Source organism: Arthrobacter sp. LT660 (assembly GCF_056172845.1).
This window is the reverse complement of sequence record NZ_CM149651.1, coordinates 2894937-2915218: the sequence shown is the minus strand read 5'-3', so window position 1 is coordinate 2915218 and position 20282 is coordinate 2894937. Positions and strand designations below refer to the sequence as shown.

Sequence of the window (20282 nt, the reverse complement as noted above, 5' to 3'; positions counted from 1 at the left end):
ATCCGCTTGGGGCGCCGACGCAGAGCTCCGCGTCGATGTTCGCCGTCGGCGTGTGCGGGCGGTTGATGGTCATCCGCGAGAAGTACGGCCCGGCGAGGCGGGTTCCGTCGAGTCATTGCTTCAGCTCAGCCTCGGGTGCATCGCAGGTGCTCCCGCAAGCCGGGAATGGCAACGAGATCCTTGGGCGACCCGCTCACCGCCGAAACGACCCCCTTCTCCGGCGCAGGTCGTTCCACAGCTCAAGGACCGCTCGCGGCGCTCATTGAGGTGGCGATCGTTATTGCGGTCAACCAAATCGAATCCGACCTGCTCCAGCCCGTGGTCATGGGCCGCACCCTCAGTTTGCAAGCTCTGGCGGCTTTCCGGACCGGATATTCTGGATATGTTCCCCCTTTCGGCAACGATCCAGGGGAGGTGCGCACGGCATGCATGCCTTTCTGGACGCGGTGGGCTGGCTGACCGGTGCGGCCACGGTCCTTTTTTGGCTCGCGGCGCTCGTTGTGCGCAAGGTCCAGGGGAAACTGGTCCGGGTTGACGCCGCGACACTCGTGGTGGACGGGCGCATGTGCCTGCGCTGGACACTGCCCGACGGGACGCCGGTCCTGCGCGAGCTGCCCGGCGTCGAGGGCATCCCTCCCGGTCCGGTGCGGGTGTTCTGCCGTGCCGACGGGCGCGGGGCGTTCCACGTGGGATCCCCGGTGGACCACGCGCACCCACTGCGCGTGGCCGCCGGCCTGTTCCTGGCCGGTTTCCTGGCTTCCCACGTGGCGTCCCTCGCCGTGCTGCTGGAGACCGCGGCCTGAACAGAATGGCCTTTTGCGGACGGGCGGGTCGTGATGGCAGAATTGGGGGGGTCCACGGCGGAGAGCCGCGGACCTTTTTCGTATCTGGAATTCCTTGGAAGGAACCGATGTCCGCTCCCGGTGACAGTCCGGGGCACAGTCCGTGCCCCCCCGCCGCCGCGCGTCCACGCGCCCGAAGTTCCCGGCGGGGGGTGTAGTCGTTGGAAGTAGTCTCAATCCTCATCGGCCTGGTGCTGATCGCGGCGTGCGGCCTGTTCGTCGCGGCCGAGTTCTCCCTCATCACCGTGAACCGCAACACCGTCCGGGACGCCGCGGACGCGGGCGACAAGAAGGCCGCGGGCGTGCTGAAGGGCCTGAACACGCTCTCCACCCAGCTCTCCGGCGCCCAGCTCGGGATCACGCTGACCAACCTGGGCATCGGGTTCCTGGCCGAGCCGGCCATCGCAGAGCTCGTCGTCGGCCCGCTGACGGACGCGGGCCTGACCGGGCCGCTCGCCCGGTCGGTGTCCATCACCATCGCGCTGGTCCTGGCCACGGTCATGACCATGGTGTTCGGCGAGCTGGTCCCCAAGAACCTCGCGATCGCCCGGCCCCTGGCCACGGCGCGGGCGGTCACCGGATTCCAGCGCGGGTTCAGCACCGCGACCAAGCCGCTGTTGGTCTTCTTCAACGGCACCGCCAACAAGATCGTCCGCGCCCTGGGCATCGAACCCCAGGAGGAGCTCGCTTCGGCCCGCTCCGCGGAGGAGCTCACCGTGCTGGTGAGGCACTCCGCCCGCCAGGGCGTCCTGCCGGAGGAGACCGCCGAACTCGTCCGGCGCTCGTTCGCGTTCGGGTCCCGGCGCGGCCACGACGCGATGACCGCCCGCACGCGCATGGTGGTCCTCGCCCCGGACGACAGCGTCCAGCACATGCTCGACACCGCCGCGGCCACCGGGCACTCGCGCTTCCCGGTCATCGAACCGGGCTCCCACCCGGTGCTGGGCATCGCGCACATCCGCCGCGCCCTGGCCGTCCCGTTCGAAGACCGCCCGCACACCCCGGTGGCGGAGGTGATGGACGAGCCCACGCTCATCCCGGACACCGTCGAGCTCGACGACCTGATGGACACCCTGCGTTCCGGCGGGCTGCAGATGGCCGTGCTGATCGACGAGACTGGAGACGTCGCCGGCCTGATCACCCTCGAGGACCTTGTCGAGGAACTCGTCGGCGAGGTCGTGGACGAGCACGACCCCGACGACGACAGCAGCGAACGCCTCCCCTTCGGGGTGTGGCGCCTGGACGGCGCCCTGCGCCCGGACGAGGCCACCGAGGTCCTGGGCCACCGGATCCCCGAGGGCACCGAGTACGACACGATCGCCGGCCTCGTCACCCTCCACCTGGGCCGCATTGCCGAGCCCGGCGACACGGTCGAACTGGACACCGAACGCCACCACGACCAGCCCGCCGCCCGCGTGGAGCTGCGCGTGGAGGAAATGGACGGAGCCCGGATCGCCAAGGTCCTCGCCACCGCCACTCCGCTCGACATCGAAGGGGAGGGGACCCGCTAGTGGACGCCACCGGAATCATCCTGACCATCGTCCTGCTCGCCGCGAACTTCTTTTTCGTCGGCGCCGAGTTCTCCCTCATCGCCGCGCGGCGCAGCATCATCGAGCCCAAGGCCCAAGCGGGCGGCCGGGCCGCGAAAACCACCCTGTGGGCGATCGAGAACGTCTCCCTCATGATGGCCGGCGCACAGCTGGGCATCACGGTCTGTTCCCTGGCCCTGGGATACGTCACCAAACCCATGGTCGTGTACGCGCTCGAGGGACCCTTCTCCGCCTGGGGCGTCCCCGACGGGTGGATCGACCCGATCGCCTACGCCATCGCCCTCACCGTGGTGACCTACCTGCACGTCGTCCTGGGCGAAATGGTGCCCAAGAACATCGCGCTGGCCGGCCCCGAACGCATGGCCCTGGTGCTGGGCCCGGCCCTCGTCGTCGTCGTCCGGGTCCTGCAGCCACTGCTGTGGCTCATGAACGCGATGGGCAACGCCATCCTGCGCCTGTTCAAGGTCGAGCCGAAGAACGAGGTCGCCAGCGCCTTCACCCGCGACGAGGTCGCAGGGCTCGTGGAGGAATCCCGCGAAGGCGGGTTCCTCGACCGGCAGGACGAACGCCTGCTGCTCGGCGCCCTCACCTTCGAGGAACGCTCCGTCGAGAGCATCGTGATCCCGCTCGGAAAGGTCACCACGCTACCGGCCGGCTGCACACCGGAACAGATCGAACGCGTCGCCGCCGACGGATTCTCCCGCTTCCCCATCCAGTCCCCCACAGGGAAACTGGATGGCTACGTGCACGTGAAGGACCTCCTCGGCCTCGATGCCGCCGCCCGGACCAGGCCCCTGCCGGGGAGCCTCGTGCGGCCCCTGCCCCGGGTGGACCTCACCGACGCGCTGCGATCCTCCCTGCACCGCATGCAGCGCGAGGGCGCGCACCTGGCCCTCGCCCTCGACAGCGCGGGACACCCCAACGGGATCGTCACCCTGGAGGACATGCTCGAGGAACTCGTCGGCCAAATACGCGACGACTCCCGCACTCCCGGAAGGGCGTAGGAAAGACACGACGACAGCGCAGCCGCCCTCCCGGGGACACCCGGGGCGGGCGGCATCACGTCCGGCCACAGCGGGCGAGCCGCCGGTCGGTCGAAAGGCGGAGGCGCCCTGCCGGTTGTGGTCCGGGCGCCCGGTGTCCTATCAGCGTTCCTTCGAGGGCTCGCTCCCGGGTGTCACCCGGATCCTGGCGATGCGCATCCCCTCCATGGCGGTGACCGTCAACAGCCAGCCCGATGACTCGACCCGGTCCCCCACCCCGGCCAGTCGGCCCAGCCGGTCGATGACGAACCCGGCGACCGTCTCGTAACGTCCCTCCGGCAATGCAAGGCCGGATACCGACTCGAATTCCTGCAGGATCAGGCCGCCGTCGACATCGAGGGATCCATCGGCCACGCTGACGCGGTCCTCGTGGTCCGTGCCGATGTCGTACTCGTCGTAGATCTCCCCGACCAGTTCCTCGAGCAGGTCCTCCAGGGTGACGATGCCGGCCGTGCCTCCGTACTCGTCGACGACCAGCGCGATGTGGTGACCCAGCCTGCGCATCCTTGCCAGCGAGGGAATCACCCTGTTCGTGTCGGGCATCGGAAGGATCTCGCGCACGATGTCCCCCACGGTTCCCGGCATGTCGTCCCCGTCGCGCGGCATCAGGTCCCGGATGTGGACGAAACCGAGGACGTCGTCCATGGTCCTGCCCACCACGGGATAACGCGAATACGGACCGTCGGCGACCAGGCTGCGCGCGGCCGCAATACGCTGGGCGCCCCGGATGAAGGTCACCTCCGTGCGCGGCCTCATGACCACGCGGAGCGAGCGGTCCCCCGCCCCGAACACGTCGGTCACGACGCGGCGGCTGTGTTCTTCAAGCGCGTCTCCGCGCGACCATGTCCCACAGCTCCTCCGAGGTGACGCTCGCCTGCTTTGCGTCGGGATCCGCGCCAAGAAGCCTGACCACCGCGTTGGTCGACACGGACAGCGGCCACACCACCGGGCGCATGGCGACCGAAAGCGCGTCCAGCGGCGGCGCCAGGATCCTCGTGAAGCCCACTGCGTTCTGCATGGCCAGCCGCTTGGGCACGAGTTCGCCCAACACCAGCGACAGGTAGGCCACCAGCAGCGTCATGCCGATGAACGACACGGGCTCGGCCGCGGTACCCATCCCGGCGCGCACCAGCAGTGGCTCGATGTCGGGTGCGATGGTGGACGCCCCGTAGGCGGCCGAAAAAAGCCCGATAGGGTCACCCCGATCTGGCGGATCTGACTCTCGCGGAGGGAAACCAGCGCCAGCTCCGTGCCGGCGAAGACTCCTCCCACCAACACGAAGAGGAGAACCAACACGAAATTGACCAGGGTTCCGCTATCCATGGACCGACCCTACCGAACCCACCGAGCGCGGTGGGCCGATCACCGCACACTAAAAGCCGCGAAAGGCCGGACTGAACACGTCCGGCACGAAGAAGGGTGCGTCCCCGATGGGAGACGCACCCTGACTAGACTTGGCCGCGCTAGTCCTTCTTGAACGCGTCCTTAACCTTTTCCCCGGCCTGCTTCAGGTCGCCCTTGGCCTGGTCCGCTTTTCCCTCGGCCTTCAGGCTGTCATCACCCGTCGCCTCTCCGGCGGCCTCCTTACCCTTGCCGCCGAACTTCTCGGACTCGTTGTCGATCTTGTCGCCCAAACCCATGGTGCTCTCCCTACGGTTGGCTCTCCGCCGACGCGGCGTCGGCGGCTCACCGCCCCATCGTAGGCACGACGGGACGGCAGCATCAACAGATACGTCTGAGACGGCCCGAAGGCGGATGCATGCCGGTGGAGCCTGCGTCCCCACCGCAGGAGTTCTTCGGGTGGCAACACCTGCGCCGCGAGCCCGCGACACAGCGTGGCCACCTCCGGCGCGGACTTCATTATCATCAGCACGTGCGCTTCGCCGGAGACCTCGGCGGTTACTTGCGCCGGACCTTCGTGAGGCCAGTTCCTCGACCCTGCCCCGGGGCCCGATGGGACCCCTGGCACCCCCGGGCGATGAGCAGCGGGGCCCGCACCAGCGCGGCGTCTGCCCTCCGCCCCCTGGCGGCTGTTGCAGCCGTTCAAACACCAGCCATCGCTGCCGCGGTGAACCACAGCCCCGACCAACGTGACCACGGCGACCGGCGCGGGCCCGGCCACGGCTCGGCTTCTGCCGGTAGCGTAGTCTCATGCCCCTACCTAAAGCTTCACTGAGCCGATTCCGCCAAGCCGCGGTTACCTTTGCCTACCGCACGGAAACGGGAATCCGGGACCTGCTGGCCCGCCGTGCGGTGAGCCAGGGGTGGACCCCTGCGGTGATTCCGTATTCCGGTTACGCCAGCGCGCACCAGGCCCGCGTGCTGGGGAGGGTCGTCCTCGCCCCGGCGTCGGTCGATCCCGCAGCCCGCCGGGGGATCTCCGGATGGCGGCGGCTGTTTACCCTGGAGAGCCCGGGAACCGACGTGCAGATCGATCTCGGCGGCACCACGACCACGGCCACCAGCGACTCCGCCGGCATCATCGACGCACAGTTGCCGCTGGACTGCCCGTTGGAGCCGGGCACGACCAGCGCCCTGCTGCGCGCCGGCGACCGCAAGAACGTTCCCGCGAACGTGCATGTCGTGAGCGCCGAACCGGTGCGCGGGGTGGTCTGCGACATCGACGACACCGTGTGGGTCACCGGCATCTCGCATCCGGCCCGGGCGGCATGGCGCACGTTGCGCGGATCGAGTTCCACCCGCCGTTCGGTCCCCGGAATGGCGCGCCTGCTTCGGGACGCCGTCTCGGGGCAGGACCATCCAGGGGTGGTGTATCTAAGCAACGGTCCGTGGAACTTCGTGGGGCCCGTGACGCGGTTCCTCGAACGGCACGACTTCCCGGCCGGAGCGGTCCTGATGACCGACTGGGGCATCACCCCGCACCGCTGGTTCCGCGACGGCCGGCTACACAAGTCCTCCTCCCTCGCCCGCCTGTTGGAGGAGCTGCCCCACGTCACGTGGACACTCGTCGGAGACGACGGCGAACACGACCCCACCCTCTACGGTGACCTGGCCAGCGCCCACCCCGACCGCGTGGCGGCCATCGCCCTGCGCCAAGTCCAGCCGACCACATCGACCGCTGCGGGCCACGAGGCGCGCCCCGGCTCCATCAACGGGGTTCCGATCCTGCGCGGCGCCGACGGGGAGGCCCTCCTGCCCCTCCTTCGCGACGCGTTGGGCAATCGCCGACCCGACGGCGCCTGACAACGGCGCCGTCCTCGGTGTAAGACACCCCCAGCAAACCCAGGGAGGACTCGCCGCCGCCGGCCGGTGCCCACGCCAAACCATCCAATCTGCCCGCCGCTGCTGCCCGGATTGGGTCCAGGCCGCAACGCCCATGCCCGGCAGGGCGACCCGCCGCCGCACATGCCGCAGCGTGAATACCCGGCAGTGTCCGCCTTCCGGTCCGAGGCTCGGCCAGGCTCCCCCAGCCGGCGCGGAAGCGCCGGATCGCGTCGCAGACTCGCTCACGCCACGTCTTAGCTCCATGAAACCCGGGGCTTGACACCCCGCCGAAGACATTGACGAGCGCCTAGGGTCGATCAAACATGCCGGTGTTGCGACGACCGGTTGAATCCGTCCACGTCAACAGCACCAGTAACCAACAGAAATCTCCAACTAAACTAGCGTCCACCAAACCCCGAGGCTTGACACTGCGGAAACCTTTTTAGGAGGAGAGCGGTCCCAGCACTGGGCGCCAATCGTAGATCTGGGTGGCTCCGATAACTCCGGCCCTGGTGTACGGGTCCCGCTCCAGTAGTTCGGTGAGATCGTCGGTGGAGTCGACCCGGAAGATCAAGATGGCCCCGCTTTGATCCTCATAGGGCCCCGCTTCCACGAGTTTGCCCTGCACCAGTAGATCCTTCAGATAAGTCACGTGCTCGGGGTGGGCGGCGTCAAGGGCCGCAGTGTCGTGAGTGAAGGACCAATGAACGACGTGCAGGGCCATAGGAAGTGCCTTTCGGTCAGGGAAAACCTACCAATCCGGACCGCTGTCACAGCAAGCGGACCGGATTGGTGGTGACGTGCGTCATACCGACGGTAAACGCTAGCATATTCTCGGACCCTCCCAGATGAGTAGGTCATGGCCTCGGTCGCCTAAGCCTTGATCCAACGAGCCGCCTTGCGTTGCCGGGCAGTTCATTGAGGTGTTGAGTAACTGTGTTGTGGGCGCGTTTTGGTGCCCGGCCTCGCTGCCGGTGGCGTTCCACCATGTTCCTGTTTGTCGCCGATGTGAGGGCCGGGGGTTGGTTGCTATGCGGGTTGGGGCGGCAGCCAAGGCCACCGCCAAAGAATGAATTAGGACCCACGAGTTTTAGGGTTCCCGCTCTCGAATCCGACACGAGTCTTCAGCTGGGGTAGCAGCCGGAACGCGGGGGACGGCCGACTGCCTCCCCCAGCGGGCCCGCGGGGGTCTACGGCGCGGCCGGAGACCCGAAACGCTCCCATACACGGTGGTTCGCGACCAATCCGACCACCTCGGTGACCGCGGCCTCGACGTCCGCCTCGACGATGCCCGGACCCGCCGTGGGCAGGCCCGCCGCCGCCAGGCATCCGCTTCCGGGCCCGGCCAGCACGATCGCCTTGGCCTGCCGGTAGGTCTCTTGGAGCAGCAACACCAACCGCGGGTCGATCCCGGCAGCGTCCGGCGGCACCACCGCACCGGCCTTCCCGTCCAGGTCCGGATGCGCGTCGGGCCCGGGTTGCGGAGCGGCCGCAAGGATAACGGCGTCGCACTCGACTGAACGAGCGGTGAGGAATCGGTCCACCGGCGAGCCGTCGGCGAGGAAGCCGCCCGTGGGAGACACCAGCACCGGGGACATCCCCGCTTGGTGTCCGTCCGCGACGAGAGGGCCGACCGTCGATTCCGGCGTCGCGTGGTCGACGACGATTCCCACCACGCGCCCGTCCACCGGCCACGATTTTCCGACGTGCGACAGGGCGCCGCTGGTCTCCGTGTCCGCGACGTCGATCGTGGGTTCCGGCGCGGGGAGGCCCAACCCACGTGCGACGCCGGCGCAAAGAAAAGATCCGCGTCGATGTTCGCCAGGGCCTGCAGTTGGCGTGCGCGGACCTCCTCGCGCGTGCATTTGCCGAGTTCGAACGAATAAGCCTACTGCACGTGCAGCCGCTCCCGCGGGTGTGAAGACATCGCGACGCGGCAGAATGCTTCGGCTTCCAGGAGGTGGCCCGGACCCATGCCCACCTATGGGGCGCCGGCTGCGTTCGCCTCGGCCGGTGGCCGTGGGAGGCCGTAAGCGACCATGCCGTCGCGTCCGCCGAGCACGGCTACGTCATCCGCCGCATAGCCGATCCGCCGCAGCTCGGACAGTTTCGGAGGCGTGTCCACATCCTTCAGGTCTTCGCGTCCGCAGGTGAACACCGCGTCTTCGGTGCTCGGCGTCACCTTGTCATCGCCTGTGCTCCACACATGGCCGGCGGCACTGAAGCGCCGGACCTCCACTTCGCCCCGCGCCGCCGCACACAACACCGCCGGCCCGAATGCCCCGGCCAAGGCACCTTCCTCGCCGCTGGAAATGTCGATGGCGCCAAATATGCCACCCGGCTTCTCAATGTGGATATGGCCCCCACCCGGGACGATGTGCCGCGACGAGGTCTCGCCATCCCACGCCTCTGCAGTATCAACGCGCCACAGCTCGTCGCCCGTCTCCATGTCGAGCCCGGCGACGAACGCCTGCGTGCCCTCCTCGGCGGTCGATTCCCCGTCCGCCGTCTCGGTGGCCACGACTTTCCCCGCTGAGAATCCGCAGAGAACCAGCACGTTGTCCGGGCCGCCATGGCTCCGCCACGACTGGTCGCACCGCATGGAGACCCCCTCGGCCTCCCATATGGTCTCTCCGGTCTCGCGGGAGAGCCGAACGGTTTTGCTGGAGGCCGGCAGGTCGACGGTGGTCGTGTCCCTGCCGCCGTTCGAAGTTGTGGTGCGGCCACCCACCCCCGTTCCCAGCAGTGGCCGGGATTCGTCCACGGCCCAGGCCCAGCCGTAGTCCGACGAGAATCCGTCGGCGAAGATTTCCTCATAGGGCCGGGACCAGACGAGGACGCCATCCGCGCCGTACCCCAGTCTTTCCTGGCCGGCACCGCGGGATTTCGATACGGAGAGTTGTTTCCCGAGGCGAACCGCGTCCTCGCTCACCAGTGGCATCGGCAGCTCCGAGGTGCGCCGCGACTTCCACGCGCCGGAGTCCCAATCGAAGACGACGCCGGTTCGGTCCGACCATGGGCGTTCGGCTCCGTCGTACCACCACGATCCGGTGGCACAGAACGAATCTCCGCACGTCTCTGGTCTGTCGGCGTAGATGGGCTGGGTGCGGTCCCGGTCCAGGTGTTCCCCGCTGTCGACATCAATGACGCGCAGGGCCCCCGGACCTCCACCATCGGACGCGTAATAGGCGGCGTAGGTGCGGCCGTCGCGTTCCAACGTCGAGACGGAGGCGACGACACCGCTCGAGCCCATTCCGAAGAGTGCGGGCTCCCTCCACGCCTCTTCACCCGTCATGGCGTCGCGGGCGATCAGGTGCATCTGTCCTCCGTCGGCCACATAGGCGAGGACCACGCCGTCTACACGTACTATCCTGCTCATCAGCTGGTCGCCGGAGCGCCATAGCACCTCCGACGTCGCGTCCATCCGCTGCCGCTCCGCGGATTCCGCGGGCTCCCCCTCGCCCACGACGCACCCGGCGAGCATGACGGCGACAAACAGGCCAGCTATCGCCGCCGTGTTCCGCCGCGCGCCCCCGGGGCTCCGCAGGCGGACGCTTCGAAAGCGGGTGCGAAAGACGGATGCCACGGATTCTCCTCTGTTCGACGCGGTGGACACGTCAAAACTATCGAGACCGCAGGACGGAAAACGCCCGGAAACCGAAACTGTGGATAAGTTGCTCGCGCCGCTCCGGGACAGTCAGATCCTTCCGGATCTCAGCACGGTAGCGACACGGGCAGGGCCACGGGAGTCTGGACCACCGCACCCACCCCGTCCGTGCCGCGGTACGCCCTGCAGAGCCCAAGCCCCTTGGCGGCCAGACCCGTCTTGATCTGCCGGATGGAGTCGGGCGAGAATCCCTGCCACTGGAAGTGCATCAAAACCGTGTCACCCGCGGCCGCGCGGGTTACGGCCCGGCTGATCGTGACCGCCTTCGACTTCGACTGCCAGTCCCACGTGTCCTTGCTCCAGTTCCAGATGTGCATGCCCGCCGCCCGGTAGCCGCATTCGACGGCCGCGTTGACGGCGCCGTAGGGCGGCCTGCCCCAATTCGACCGCACGCCGGTTCCCTGCAACTGGGCGCGGACCTGCGTGCAGGTAAGCCGGCGGAGGTCGGGGTGACTAACCGAGTGGTTGATCATCCACTGCCCGTGCTGCCGCCCGTAGACGGCCAGATCGACGCCATGGCTCGTGCGGAACTTGGCCAGGCAATCCCCTGTGGGCGCGAGCACCAGAGCGATGCCGTTGTCGCGCGCCCAGCGGACCGTCTGCGTATAGGACGCCAGCGTGCGCGGGCAGTCGTCGTAGGTCAGCACGACGCGCTCCGTCTTGTTCGGGCCCTTGGCCCGGGAGTTGTACGGGCTCACGCCCGAGGAGGTCACGTACGCGCCGCTGACCCAGCCGGTCGCGCCCGCGGCGGTGACCCGGTACCAGCCGTTGGAGTGCCGGGAGTGGATACGCAACGCGGTTCCCGCGGGGAGCGTCTTGACGATCCGGTACGCCGTCCCCGCCCCGGTGCGCATGTTCACCAGCGTCGTGGTGGTGCCGGCCGTCGTCGCGGCCGGCGTCGGTGTGGCGGCTCCGATCCGCACATACCGCGCGCTGACCCAGCCCGTCGAGCCCGAGGCGGTGACCCGATGCCATCCACTGCTGTGCGTGGCGAGGATGGACACCTTGGCGCCCAGCGCCAAGACCTTGACGATCCGATAGGTCGTCCCCGCGCCGGTACGCAGGTTCAGCCGCGCAGTGGTCGTTCCGGTCCGGGGCGCCGTGACGGCGGGCACCGCACGCGGCACGACGGCGGATTTGGTCGCCAAGGCGCCGGCGGCGGCGGGCTGCGGACCCGCGGGCGCGGCCGAGGCAGGTAGCGGCTGGACGACGATGGCGACCGCCAGCCCACACGCGGCCAGCACCCTGAACACGACTCCCCCGCGAGCACGATTTCCCAACATTTTGTGGCCCCCAGAGCCCCGTAAGAACGTAGTGGGATCAGCGTCGGCCTGCGACTGGGGAACGTCAAGGGATTTTTACAAGAACTACACACATACTCCGCGCCGAGCCGCTGGCACCGGAATCGGCCGAATCAGCGGTTGGTCCGGTTCAGTTCTCCACAGGCGACCGGAAGCGTCGCCCACGCGGGCAACCCCGGCAGGGAGGCCACGGACTCCGGGAGCGGATTGACCTCCGGATCCGGGTCGATGCCGTGGATCACCACATGGCGGGGGCCCAATTTCAGCGCCTCCACCAGCTCCTCCTGCAGATGCGACTTGGAGGCCTGCTCGCGATACTCGTAGCGGCCGTTCGCATCGGCTACGGGGAAGTCCAGGGACGGCGAGAAGCTGTCGAGTTCGCTGTCCAGGGAAACCAGGATGAGCCCGTACTTCGGCAGGCCCTCTATGACATCGACGAAGCCGTCGTTGTTCTTGTCGTCCGAAGCGTCCGGACACTTTTCACCTGCGTGGATGTGCTGCGGATGCAGCGTACCCGCGGTGACGCCCCTGACCTTGATTGTCACGCTCACGTCATCGGCCCGGACCTTCACTTCCGCGCTCCCACGCGTCGTGGGAATGGTGTAGGTCGTATCGCCCACCGTGTGGCTGCCCGCGTTCAAGGGCTTGAGCCGCGTCGCGAACGTCCGCCCCGCGTCCCGCTCGTGGGGTTTGTGGCCATTCCAGTCCGGCATGACTCCTGAACGGACTCCGGGCTCCCTACGGCATATCGGGGTAGCGTCGCCCGTCGTACACCCACTATTCGGAGTGACGCGGCGCACAAATTGGAGGTCGACGGTATTTTTCTAGGGTGACACCGTCCCGGGGACACAGTGCGCGCGCAAAGGCAGTCCGCTGCGGTGTCAGTCGCCGGTATGCGCGCGGAGGAACTCGTAGACCTCGGTCTCGTCCACGCCGGGGAACGCGCCGGGCGGCATCGCTGCCAACAGGTGCGAGTTGGCGCGCGCGGCAGGCCACGCGTTCCCCGCCCACTGTCGCGCCAAATCGTCCGGCGGCCGGCGGCAGCACGCCTCGTCCGGGCACCGGGACTTCGACCGCTCCGTCGTGTCCCGCCCGCGGAACCACTTCACGTGCTGGAACGGGACGCCGATGCTCAGCGAGTAGGTCCCCGAGGAGTGCCGCTCCGTGCGCGCGGTGCACCAGAACGTGCCGACCGCGGTGTCCGTGTACTGGTTGTAGGCGCGGAACTTGTCCGCGACGTCGAACACCTCGCGGCTGGTCCAGTACCTGCACACAGGCTGCCCCTCGATGGCGCCGGTGTGGTCGGCGGGGAAGTTCACGCCGTCGTTCTCGTAGGCCTTGTGGATGATCCCGGACTCGTGGACCTTCTGGAAGTGCGTGGTGATGCCCAGGTGCTCGGTGGCGAGGTTCGTGAAACGGTGGGCCGCGGACTCGTAGGACACCGCGTAGGCGTCGCGCAGGTCCTCGATGGCCAACTCCTTGGCACCTTTGGCCGTGTGCAGGAACCCGACGGTGGACCGTTCGGGCATCAACAGCGCCGCCGCGAAGTAGTTCGTGTAGACCCGCTGGCGGAGGAACTCCGAGTAGTCGGCCGGCGTCTGGTGGCCCAACACGTAGTGCCCCACGGCCTGCAACAGCACCGAACGGGCGTCGTGTTCGTCGCGGGTGGACTGCGTCAGGTAAATTCGGCGGTTCTTCAGGTCGGTCACGGAGCGCGTCGAATGGGGCAGGTCGCCCACGAAACGCAGCCCGAAACCCAAGTGCTCGGCGATGTCGGCGGCCACGTGGTGGGACAGCGGACCGGCGCTGTGACCGACGGCGTCGAGCAGCTTCTGGGCCCCGCGCTCGAGCTCCGGGTAGTAGTTGTTCTTCTCGCGCATCTCGGCACGGATCTCGGTGTTGGCCCGCCGGGCCTCCTCGGGGGTCGCCGCCTGCTCGTCGAGCCGGCGCTCGAGTTCGTTCTGCAACCCCACCAGGGACTCCAGCACCTCCATGGAAAGCCGCGAGCTGACGCGGACTTTCGGAAGCCCGAGCGACCCGTACAGCGGCCCGCGCTGGGCGCGCTCAAGCTCGATCTCCAGCGCCGCCCGGCGGTTGGGCGGCTCCGAGCCGAGCAGTTCGTCCAGGCCCGTTCCCAGCGCCGTCGCCAGCTGCTTGAGCAGGCTCAGCTTGGGTTCGCGCTTGCCGTTTTCGATGAGGGAAAGCTGCGACGGCGCCGTCCCCACCAGCTCGCCCAGGCCGTCCAGCGTGAGCCCGCTGGCCTTGCGCAGGTGGCGCACCCGGCGCCCCAGCGAAATCACGTCCAGGTCGTCGGCGGCGGCGTCCGGGGAGCTGGTGGACGTGCCCTTGGCGGGGCGGTTCCAAGTGGGAGTCGTCATTTCTTGATGGTACGCGAAGAAATGCCAATCTTTCCTTCAATTCCCTCTAGAGAAGTGTGCTGGAGTGCAGAAAAGTGAGTCGTACGAAGAAAAACGCCGGAAGCCAGGCACCGTCGCCCAGCACCAACGTCCGGCCGAGCGATACGAGGAGAACACGATGACCGAGAACCAGAACCCCACCGCATCCCGCGAAGAGGCCTTGGAGCTGGAGTGGAGCACCAACCCCCGCTGGGACGGCATCACCCGCGACTACTCGGCCGCCGACGTCGTCCGCCTCCAGGGACGCGTCCAGGAGGAGCACACGCTGGCCCGCCGCGGATCCGAGAAGCTCTGGACGCAGCTGACCGAGGAGGCCAAGACGGGCGGCTACACCAACGCCCTCGGCGCCCTCACCGGCAACCAGGCGGTGCAGCAGGTCAAGGCCGGCCTCCGAGCCATCTACCTCTCCGGCTGGCAGGTCGCCGCCGACGCCAACCTCTCCGGCCAGACCTACCCGGACCAGTCGCTGTACCCGGCCAACTCCGTCCCGCAGGTCGTCCGCCGCATTAACAACGCGCTGCTCCGCGCGGACCAGATCGAGTTCTCCGAGGACATCCAGACCGTCGAGGACTGGATGGTCCCGATCGTCGCCGACGCCGAGGCCGGCTTCGGCGGACCGCTCAACGCCTACGAGCTCATGAAGTCGATGATCACCGCCGGCGCCGCGGGCGTGCACTGGGAGGACCAGCTCGCCTCGGAGAAGAAGTGCGGCCACCTCGGCGGTAAGGTGCTCATCCCCACGAGTCAGCACGTGCGCACCCTGAACGCCGCCCGGCTCGCCGCCGACGTCTCCAACACCCCGTCGGTCGTCATCGCCCGCACCGACGCCGAGGCCGCCACGCTGATCACCTCCGACGTCGACGAGCGCGACCAGGAGTTCATCACCGGCGAGCGCACCGCGGAGGGCTTCTACAAGGTCCGCAACGGGATCGAACCCTGCATCGCCCGCGCCAAGGCCTACGCGCCGTACTCCGACCTCATCTGGATGGAGACCGGCACCCCGGACCTGGAGCTGGCGCGCAAGTTCGCCGAGTCGGTCAAGTCCGAGTTCCCGGACCAGATGCTCTCCTACAACTGCTCGCCGTCGTTCAACTGGAAAAAGCACCTCGACGACGCCACGATCGCCAAGTTCCAGCGTGAATTGGGCGCCATGGGCTTCACCTTCCAGTTCATCACCCTGGCCGGCTTCCACGCCCTGAACCACTCGATGTTCGACCTCGCCCAAGGCTACGCCGAGTCCGGGATGAGCGCATACGTCGAACTCCAGGAACGCGAGTTCGCCTCCGAGGCCCGCGGATACACCGCCACGAAGCACCAGCGCGAAGTCGGCACCGGCTACTTCGACAAGATAGCCACCACCCTGAACCCCGGCGGTAGCACCCTCGCCCTCGTGGGGTCCACCGAAGAGGGCCAGTTTCACTAACCAGCCTTTTGGACCAGCAAGGAGTTTGAGCCATGAACGATCCCATCACCCTCAATGGAATCACCCTCACCGCGTCCCCCGTGTGCCGGCAGGAGGAGATCCTGACGCCCCAAGCGCTGGACTTCCTCGCCACCCTGCACCGGACGTTCGAACCACGACGTCGGGAGCTCCTCCAGGAGCGCACGTCCCGCACCCGGCGCATCGCCAACGGCTCCGACCCCCGCTTCCTCCCCGAGACCCGAGGCATCCGCGAGGACCGCGAGTGGCGCGTGGCCCCCGTCGCCCCGGGTCTCGAGGATCGCCGCGTGGAGATCACCGGCCCGACGGACCGCAAGATGACCATCAACGCCCTGAACTCCGGGGCCAACGTGTGGCTCGCCGACCTGGAGGACTCCAACACCCCCACGTGGCGCAACGTCGTCAAGGGACAGCTGAACCTCCGGGCCGTCCTGGACCGCAACATCGACTTCGCCTCCCCCGAGGGGAAGGAGTACAAGCTCGCCGGGCAGACGCTGACCGACCTGCCGACCATCGTGGTCCGGCCGCGCGGCTGGCATCTGCCGGAGAAGCACCTGCTCGTCGCCGGCGAGCCGATCTCCGGTTCGCTCGTGGACTTCGGACTGCACTTCTTCCACAACGCCCAGCGCCTCATCAGCCAGGGCCGCGGCCCGTACTTCTACCTCCCCAAGACGGAGAGCCACCTGGAGGCCCGCCTCTGGAACGACGTCTTCGTGCTGGCGCAGGACCTGCTCGGCATCCCACAGGGGACCATCCGCGCGACCGTCCTGATCGAGACCATCACGGCGGCGTTCGAGATGGAGGAGATCCTGTACGAACTCCGCGACCACGCCGCGGGCCTGAACGCCGGACGCTGGGACTACATCTTCTCGGTCATCAAGAACTTCCGCACCCGCGGACCGCGCTACGTGCTGCCGGACCGTGCGATGGTCACCATGACGGCCCCGTTCATGCGCGCCTACACCGAACAGCTGGTCCGGGCCTGCCACCGCCGCGGGGCGATGGCGATCGGTGGGATGTCCGCCTTCATCCCGAACCGCCGGGACGAGGCCGCCAACACCGTGGCGTTCGAGAAGGTCACCGCGGACAAGACCCGCGAGGCCAACGACGGCTTCGACGGCACTTGGGTGGCCCACCCGGACCTGGTGCCGGTGGCCCGCGAGGTGTTCGACGCCGTCCTCGGCGACCGGGCCAACCAGCTGGACCGGCAGCGCGAGGACGTTGTTCCCGACGACCGCGCGCTCCTGAACATCGCCGGCACGCAGGGACTGATCACCGAGGGAGGGATCCGGAGCAACATCGAGATCGGCATCCGTTACATCGAGTCGTGGCTGCGCGGCAACGGCGCGGTGGCCCTGCAGAACCTGATGGAGGACGCCGCCACCGCGGAGATCTCCCGCTCGCAGATCTGGCAGTGGATCCACCAGTGCGCCGTCACCGACGAGGGCGACCTCATCACGCGGCACCGGGTCCAGGAGATCGTCGAGGAGGAGTTCGCGCGGATGGAGCGCTTCGAGGGCGACCGTTTCGAGGACGCCCGGGAGATCTTCGAGGAGTGTGCCCTGACGGACGACTACCCCGAGTTCCTCACCATCCCGGCCTACGACCGCTTCCTGTGCGAGACCAAGGAGCACCAGAGCGCCTGAGCGGCGCACAACGGCGCGACGGCGGCCACATTCCCCTTGGGTGTGGCCGCCGTCGCGCCTATTCTGGTGTCATCCCCCGAGAGCAGGAGGCACACGGTGGCACACGAACGGCAGGAACCCGCATGGACCGCGTCCGAACCCCTGGACGACGGCGACGCGCAGGCCCTCTCCGACGGCGTGATCGACTTCGAGGACGCCCGGCCCGCGGCCGCATCGTCGGCCGACGATCCGGCCGGCGTCGACAGCGAACGCCGGGTGGTCCTGCAGGACCGGCGGGACGGCACCGACGCGGACGCCCCCGACGTCGAGGACCCACTGGATCCCCGCGACGCCTGAGCCGCGCACGGGCGCAGTCCGCCTGCGCGGGCTCAGTCCGCTTGGGCCGGGTCCGTCAGGCGGTAGCGCGCCGCGAGTTCGCTGCGCGAGGCGACGCCCAGCTTGTCGTAGGCATGCGTCAGGTGGTACTGGATGGTCTTCACGCTGATGTAGAGCTCCTCCGCCGCCTGTTTGTTGCTCAGCCCCGCCGCCACCAGTTTGGCCACCGCGCGCTCCTGCGGTGTCAGCGCGGCCATGTCCGTGTTCTCGCGCCGCGAGACGCTGGTGCCGGCGGCCTGCAGCTCGCGCTCGCACCGCTCCACATAGGCGGCCGCGCCCATCGCGGCGAAGTCGGCGCGCGCGGTGGTGAGCACCGCCGCGGCCTCCCTTCGCTTGCCGGCCCGCCGCATGGTCTGCCCGTAGGCGAAGTCCACGCGGGCCCTGTCGAACGGCCGGTTCATCCCTGCCAGCTGGGCGCGGCCGGCCTCGAACGCCGCGCGCGCGCCGTCCGTGTCCCCCTCGGCCCCCAGGATACGGCCGCGCACATAGGCCATCCGGGCGGTCGCCGAGCGGTGACCCCTGGCGGCCGCCAGCTCCTCGAGCGGGCGCAGGAACGCGGAGGCCTCCGCCACCCGGTCTTTCATCACCAGCGCGTTCGCGTAGACGTCCTGCCACGGCCAGAACCCCGGCTCGTCCAGTCCCACCGAGCGGTTCAGCAGCAGCAGCGGCTTCAGCGCCCGGATGACGCCGTCGTAGTCCGAGCGCGCCTCCGCCGCGCTGGCCATCGCCAGCCGCCCCGGCACCTGCATGACGGGGTAGCTGTCCGACGTGGCGCGTCCGCGCTCGAGGTGTTCTGCCGCGGCGTCCCAGTTCCCGCGCAGCGCATGGATCTGCGTGGCGGTCCAGTGCAGCAGCGGCCGCACCAGGTCCATGCCCACCCGCTCCTGCAGGGCCACGGCTTCCTCGGCGACCTGCAGCGAACGGGACCAGCGGCCGGCGGAGAACTCGACCCGGGCCAGCCACGCCCTGGCCCACAGGGAGATCCGGTAGGAGCCGTCGCTGAAATCCGTGGAGACCGCGGCGGAGAGCTCCTCCCGCGCGGCCTCGTGCTGGTCGGTGGCCAGGTGCAGCCACCCGCTGCCCATGAGGACCCGTTGGTGCTGCGCGCCCAGATCCTTCCGCGATTTCAGCTGCGCGTAACCCTCCTCCGCCTCCGCGATCCGGCCCATGGCGCCCAGCCCCAGCCCGCGGATGGCCTGGGATTCGATGAACGCCGGGCTGTCCGGGCGCGCCAATGTTCCCGCCTGCGCCGCCCAGTGCAACAGCTCCGGTCCGTCGATCAGCGCCAGCGAGTGCAAGACGCGCCGCTGGGCGATGGTGGCGCGCAGGTCCCGCCCCGCCTCGCCGGTGGCGGCATCCCACGCCCGCGTCAGCAGTGCCTCCGCAACCCCGCCTTGCCCCTGCAGGATGGCGATGTAGGCGGACACCGCGTCGCGGAAGGGGCTCGGGGCGAAGTTGCCGACCTCGTCGGCGTGCGCCAGCGCACGCGGGAGCTGGCCCGCCGCGACCATGGCGTCGATCGCCCGGAGCAGACGGGTCTCGCGCCCCTCGGTTGTCGGGAAAAGCTGGCTCGCCGTGAACAGGGCGTCCGCGGCATTCTGCCAGGCTCCGGCCTCCGCCTCGCCCGCCGCGTACTCCTCCAACTCGGCGGCCAAGGCTGCGTCCGGCAGGAGGCTGGCCGCCGCTCGGTGCAGCAGCTTCTGGCCGCGGCCCTCGAGCCGCGCCGCGGCGGCGAGGTGCAGCATGTTCCTCCGGGACAGCGGCACCCGGTGGTAGACGGCGGCGCGCCGCACCGGCGACGCGAAACCGACGGTGAGCGCCCCCGAGCCCCCGGACAGGGTCAGCAGGCCCGCATCGACCGCCTCCTCCACCGGTCCCAGCGGTTCCGGCAATCCGGCCAGCGCGGCGGCGTCGCGCAACGGGGACACCAAGCCCAGGACGGCTGCGGCCTCCACCAGGTCGCGCGCCGGAGCACCGAGCCGCTCGAGCGCCCGCGCGACCTCGGCGGAGAGTTCGGCGGGGGCGGGCAGTTCCGGTTGCCACTGGCTCCGCAGTTCGTGGGGATACTCGCGCAGCAGCGCCAGGATGTGACGGGGGTTGCCGTCCACATGGGCGGCCAACCGGTGCGACGCCGCCGTCGACAGTTCCACCCCGGCCCGCAGGGCGATGCCGCGCACACAGGTCCCGTCGAGGGGCCTCAGGACCACGGCCGTTCCCCGCTCCCCGTCGTGGAGCGCGCGGGCGCCGGGCGGCAGCAGGTGGGCCTCCTCCTCCGTGAGCGTGACCAGGACCAACAGCGGCTCGTCGGTCAGCCGGCGGACCGTGAACAACAGGGCGCGCAGCGTTTCCTCGTCCACCCAGTGCAGGTTCTCAATCAGGACGACGCCGGCGTCCCGCCCCCCGGCGCGCAACGCGGCCAGCAACCGCTCCCCCGGGGGGCCCGTCCCGTTGGCATCCGGGACGGGTGCGCCGAGCAACTGCCGCAACACTCCGCCGTCGTACTCCCGCTCCCAGGCGGCCCCGCTGGCACGCAAGACCGACGTGCGCGGGTGCGCGGCCAGGAAGGCCTCGACCAGCGCCGACTTGCCGATCCCCGAAACGCCGCGCACCACCGCCAGCTGCGGCTCCCCGGCGGCCGCCGCCTCCAGCAGTCCGTCGAGGATCGCGAGTTCGCGCTCCCTGCCCTCAAACGCGCCCGTTGTCCCGATGCCTCCCATGGGCACCAAGACTAGCGGCAGAGGGCGCCCCGCGATGCGGGGCGCCCTCTGTTTGGTG

The 20282-nt window shown here is 69.0% G+C and carries 15 protein-coding genes and 2 pseudogenes; 8 read left to right on the top strand and 9 right to left on the bottom strand.

Annotated features, from left to right (window positions below; all coding sequences use genetic code 11):
- Positions 1-237 precede the first annotated feature (237 nt).
- From AC0QSG_RS13565 to AC0QSG_RS13550, 4 genes and pseudogenes are all read left to right on the top strand, one after another.
- Positions 238-354: pseudogene (locus AC0QSG_RS13565) on the top strand (AI-2E family transporter); the annotation flags it as partial.
- A gap of 71 nt (positions 355-425) precedes the next feature.
- On the top strand, positions 426-803 hold the full coding sequence (locus AC0QSG_RS13560; protein ID WP_475375781.1) for a hypothetical protein: 378 nt from the start codon (positions 426-428) through the stop codon (positions 801-803).
- A gap of 200 nt (positions 804-1003) precedes the next feature.
- Positions 1004-2353, top strand: coding sequence for a hemolysin family protein (locus AC0QSG_RS13555; protein WP_475375780.1), 1350 nt, complete (start codon positions 1004-1006; stop codon positions 2351-2353).
- On the top strand, positions 2353-3396 hold the full coding sequence (locus AC0QSG_RS13550; protein ID WP_475375779.1) for a hemolysin family protein: 1044 nt from the start codon (positions 2353-2355) through the stop codon (positions 3394-3396). Before AC0QSG_RS13555 ends, AC0QSG_RS13550 begins: the two co-directional genes overlap by 1 nt.
- A gap of 141 nt (positions 3397-3537) precedes the next feature.
- On the opposite strand, the pseudogene AC0QSG_RS13545 reads toward AC0QSG_RS13550, so the two are convergent.
- Both AC0QSG_RS13545 and AC0QSG_RS13540 read right to left on the bottom strand, forming a co-directional pair.
- Positions 3538-4758, bottom strand: a pseudogene (locus AC0QSG_RS13545) (hemolysin family protein).
- Positions 4759-4898: 140 nt separating this feature from the next.
- Positions 4899-5075: a CsbD family protein gene (locus AC0QSG_RS13540; RefSeq protein ID WP_475375778.1), complete on the bottom strand. Its 177-nt coding sequence runs from the start codon at positions 5073-5075 to the stop codon at positions 4899-4901.
- A gap of 511 nt (positions 5076-5586) precedes the next feature.
- On the opposite strand from AC0QSG_RS13540, the gene AC0QSG_RS13535 reads away from it, so the two are divergent.
- Positions 5587-6639 carry an App1 family protein gene (locus AC0QSG_RS13535; RefSeq protein ID WP_475375777.1) on the top strand — a complete coding sequence of 351 codons (1053 nt, stop codon included), beginning with the start codon at positions 5587-5589 and terminating at the stop codon, positions 6637-6639.
- A 463-nt stretch (positions 6640-7102) separates the two neighbouring features.
- Here the strand turns inward: AC0QSG_RS13535 and AC0QSG_RS13530 are convergent, their stop codons facing one another.
- From AC0QSG_RS13530 to AC0QSG_RS13505, 6 genes are all read right to left on the bottom strand, one after another.
- On the bottom strand, positions 7103-7384 hold the full coding sequence (locus tag AC0QSG_RS13530) for a YciI family protein (protein WP_475375776.1): 282 nt from the start codon (positions 7382-7384) through the stop codon (positions 7103-7105).
- A 466-nt stretch (positions 7385-7850) separates the two neighbouring features.
- On the bottom strand, positions 7851-8435 hold the full coding sequence (locus tag AC0QSG_RS13525; RefSeq protein WP_475375775.1) for a hypothetical protein: 585 nt from the start codon (positions 8433-8435) through the stop codon (positions 7851-7853).
- 206 nt (positions 8436-8641) lie between these two features.
- Positions 8642-10246, bottom strand: coding sequence for a PQQ-binding-like beta-propeller repeat protein (locus AC0QSG_RS13520; RefSeq protein ID WP_475375774.1), 1605 nt, complete (start codon positions 10244-10246; stop codon positions 8642-8644).
- Positions 10247-10374: 128 nt separating this feature from the next.
- Complete coding sequence (locus tag AC0QSG_RS13515) at positions 10375-11610, bottom strand: SH3 domain-containing protein (protein ID WP_475375773.1); 1236 nt, start codon at positions 11608-11610, stop codon at positions 10375-10377.
- 131 nt (positions 11611-11741) lie between these two features.
- A complete protein-coding gene (locus AC0QSG_RS13510) occupies positions 11742-12341 on the bottom strand; it encodes a hypothetical protein (protein WP_475375772.1) in 600 nt (199 codons plus the stop codon).
- Positions 12342-12509: 168 nt separating this feature from the next.
- Positions 12510-14006, bottom strand: a complete 1497-nt coding sequence (locus tag AC0QSG_RS13505; RefSeq protein ID WP_475375771.1) for a helix-turn-helix domain-containing protein — start codon at positions 14004-14006, stop codon at positions 12510-12512.
- Positions 14007-14163: 157 nt separating this feature from the next.
- On the opposite strand from AC0QSG_RS13505, the gene aceA reads away from it, so the two are divergent.
- The 3 genes from aceA (at position 14164) to AC0QSG_RS13490 (ending at position 17468) form a co-directional block, all read left to right on the top strand.
- Positions 14164-15468, top strand: a complete 1305-nt coding sequence (gene aceA / locus AC0QSG_RS13500) for an isocitrate lyase (RefSeq protein ID WP_475375770.1) — start codon at positions 14164-14166, stop codon at positions 15466-15468.
- Between the two features lie 32 nt (positions 15469-15500).
- The gene (gene aceB / locus AC0QSG_RS13495; RefSeq protein ID WP_475375769.1) at positions 15501-17132 is read left to right on the top strand and encodes a malate synthase A; all 1632 of its coding nucleotides are present in this window, start codon (positions 15501-15503) and stop codon (positions 17130-17132) included.
- 96 nt (positions 17133-17228) lie between these two features.
- Positions 17229-17468 carry a hypothetical protein gene (locus AC0QSG_RS13490; protein ID WP_475375768.1) on the top strand — a complete coding sequence of 80 codons (240 nt, stop codon included), beginning with the start codon at positions 17229-17231 and terminating at the stop codon, positions 17466-17468.
- A 32-nt stretch (positions 17469-17500) separates the two neighbouring features.
- Here AC0QSG_RS13490 and AC0QSG_RS13485 read toward each other — a convergent pair whose 3' ends face one another.
- Complete coding sequence (locus AC0QSG_RS13485) at positions 17501-20224, bottom strand: LuxR C-terminal-related transcriptional regulator (RefSeq protein WP_475375767.1); 2724 nt, start codon at positions 20222-20224, stop codon at positions 17501-17503.
- Positions 20225-20282: the final 58 nt, after the last annotated feature.

What these genes read in the sequence shown, in the direction of transcription:
- AC0QSG_RS13530 (WP_475375776.1), bottom strand. Translation starts at nt 7,384, where the DNA reads ATGGCCCTGCACGTCGTTCATTGGTCCTTCACTCACGACACTGCGGCC.
- AC0QSG_RS13510 (WP_475375772.1), bottom strand. Translation starts at nt 12,341, where the DNA reads ATGCCGGACTGGAATGGCCACAAACCCCACGAGCGGGACGCGGGGCGG.
- AC0QSG_RS13515 (WP_475375773.1), bottom strand. Translation starts at nt 11,610, where the DNA reads ATGTTGGGAAATCGTGCTCGCGGGGGAGTCGTGTTCAGGGTGCTGGCC.
- AC0QSG_RS13560 (WP_475375781.1), top strand. Translation starts at nt 426, where the DNA reads ATGCATGCCTTTCTGGACGCGGTGGGCTGGCTGACCGGTGCGGCCACG.
- aceB (WP_475375769.1), top strand. Translation starts at nt 15,501, where the DNA reads ATGAACGATCCCATCACCCTCAATGGAATCACCCTCACCGCGTCCCCC.
- AC0QSG_RS13505 (WP_475375771.1), bottom strand. Translation starts at nt 14,006, where the DNA reads ATGACGACTCCCACTTGGAACCGCCCCGCCAAGGGCACGTCCACCAGC.
- AC0QSG_RS13535 (WP_475375777.1), top strand. Translation starts at nt 5,587, where the DNA reads ATGCCCCTACCTAAAGCTTCACTGAGCCGATTCCGCCAAGCCGCGGTT.
- AC0QSG_RS13540 (WP_475375778.1), bottom strand. Translation starts at nt 5,075, where the DNA reads ATGGGTTTGGGCGACAAGATCGACAACGAGTCCGAGAAGTTCGGCGGC.
- AC0QSG_RS13485 (WP_475375767.1), bottom strand. Translation starts at nt 20,224, where the DNA reads ATGGGAGGCATCGGGACAACGGGCGCGTTTGAGGGCAGGGAGCGCGAA.
- aceA (WP_475375770.1), top strand. Translation starts at nt 14,164, where the DNA reads ATGACCGAGAACCAGAACCCCACCGCATCCCGCGAAGAGGCCTTGGAG.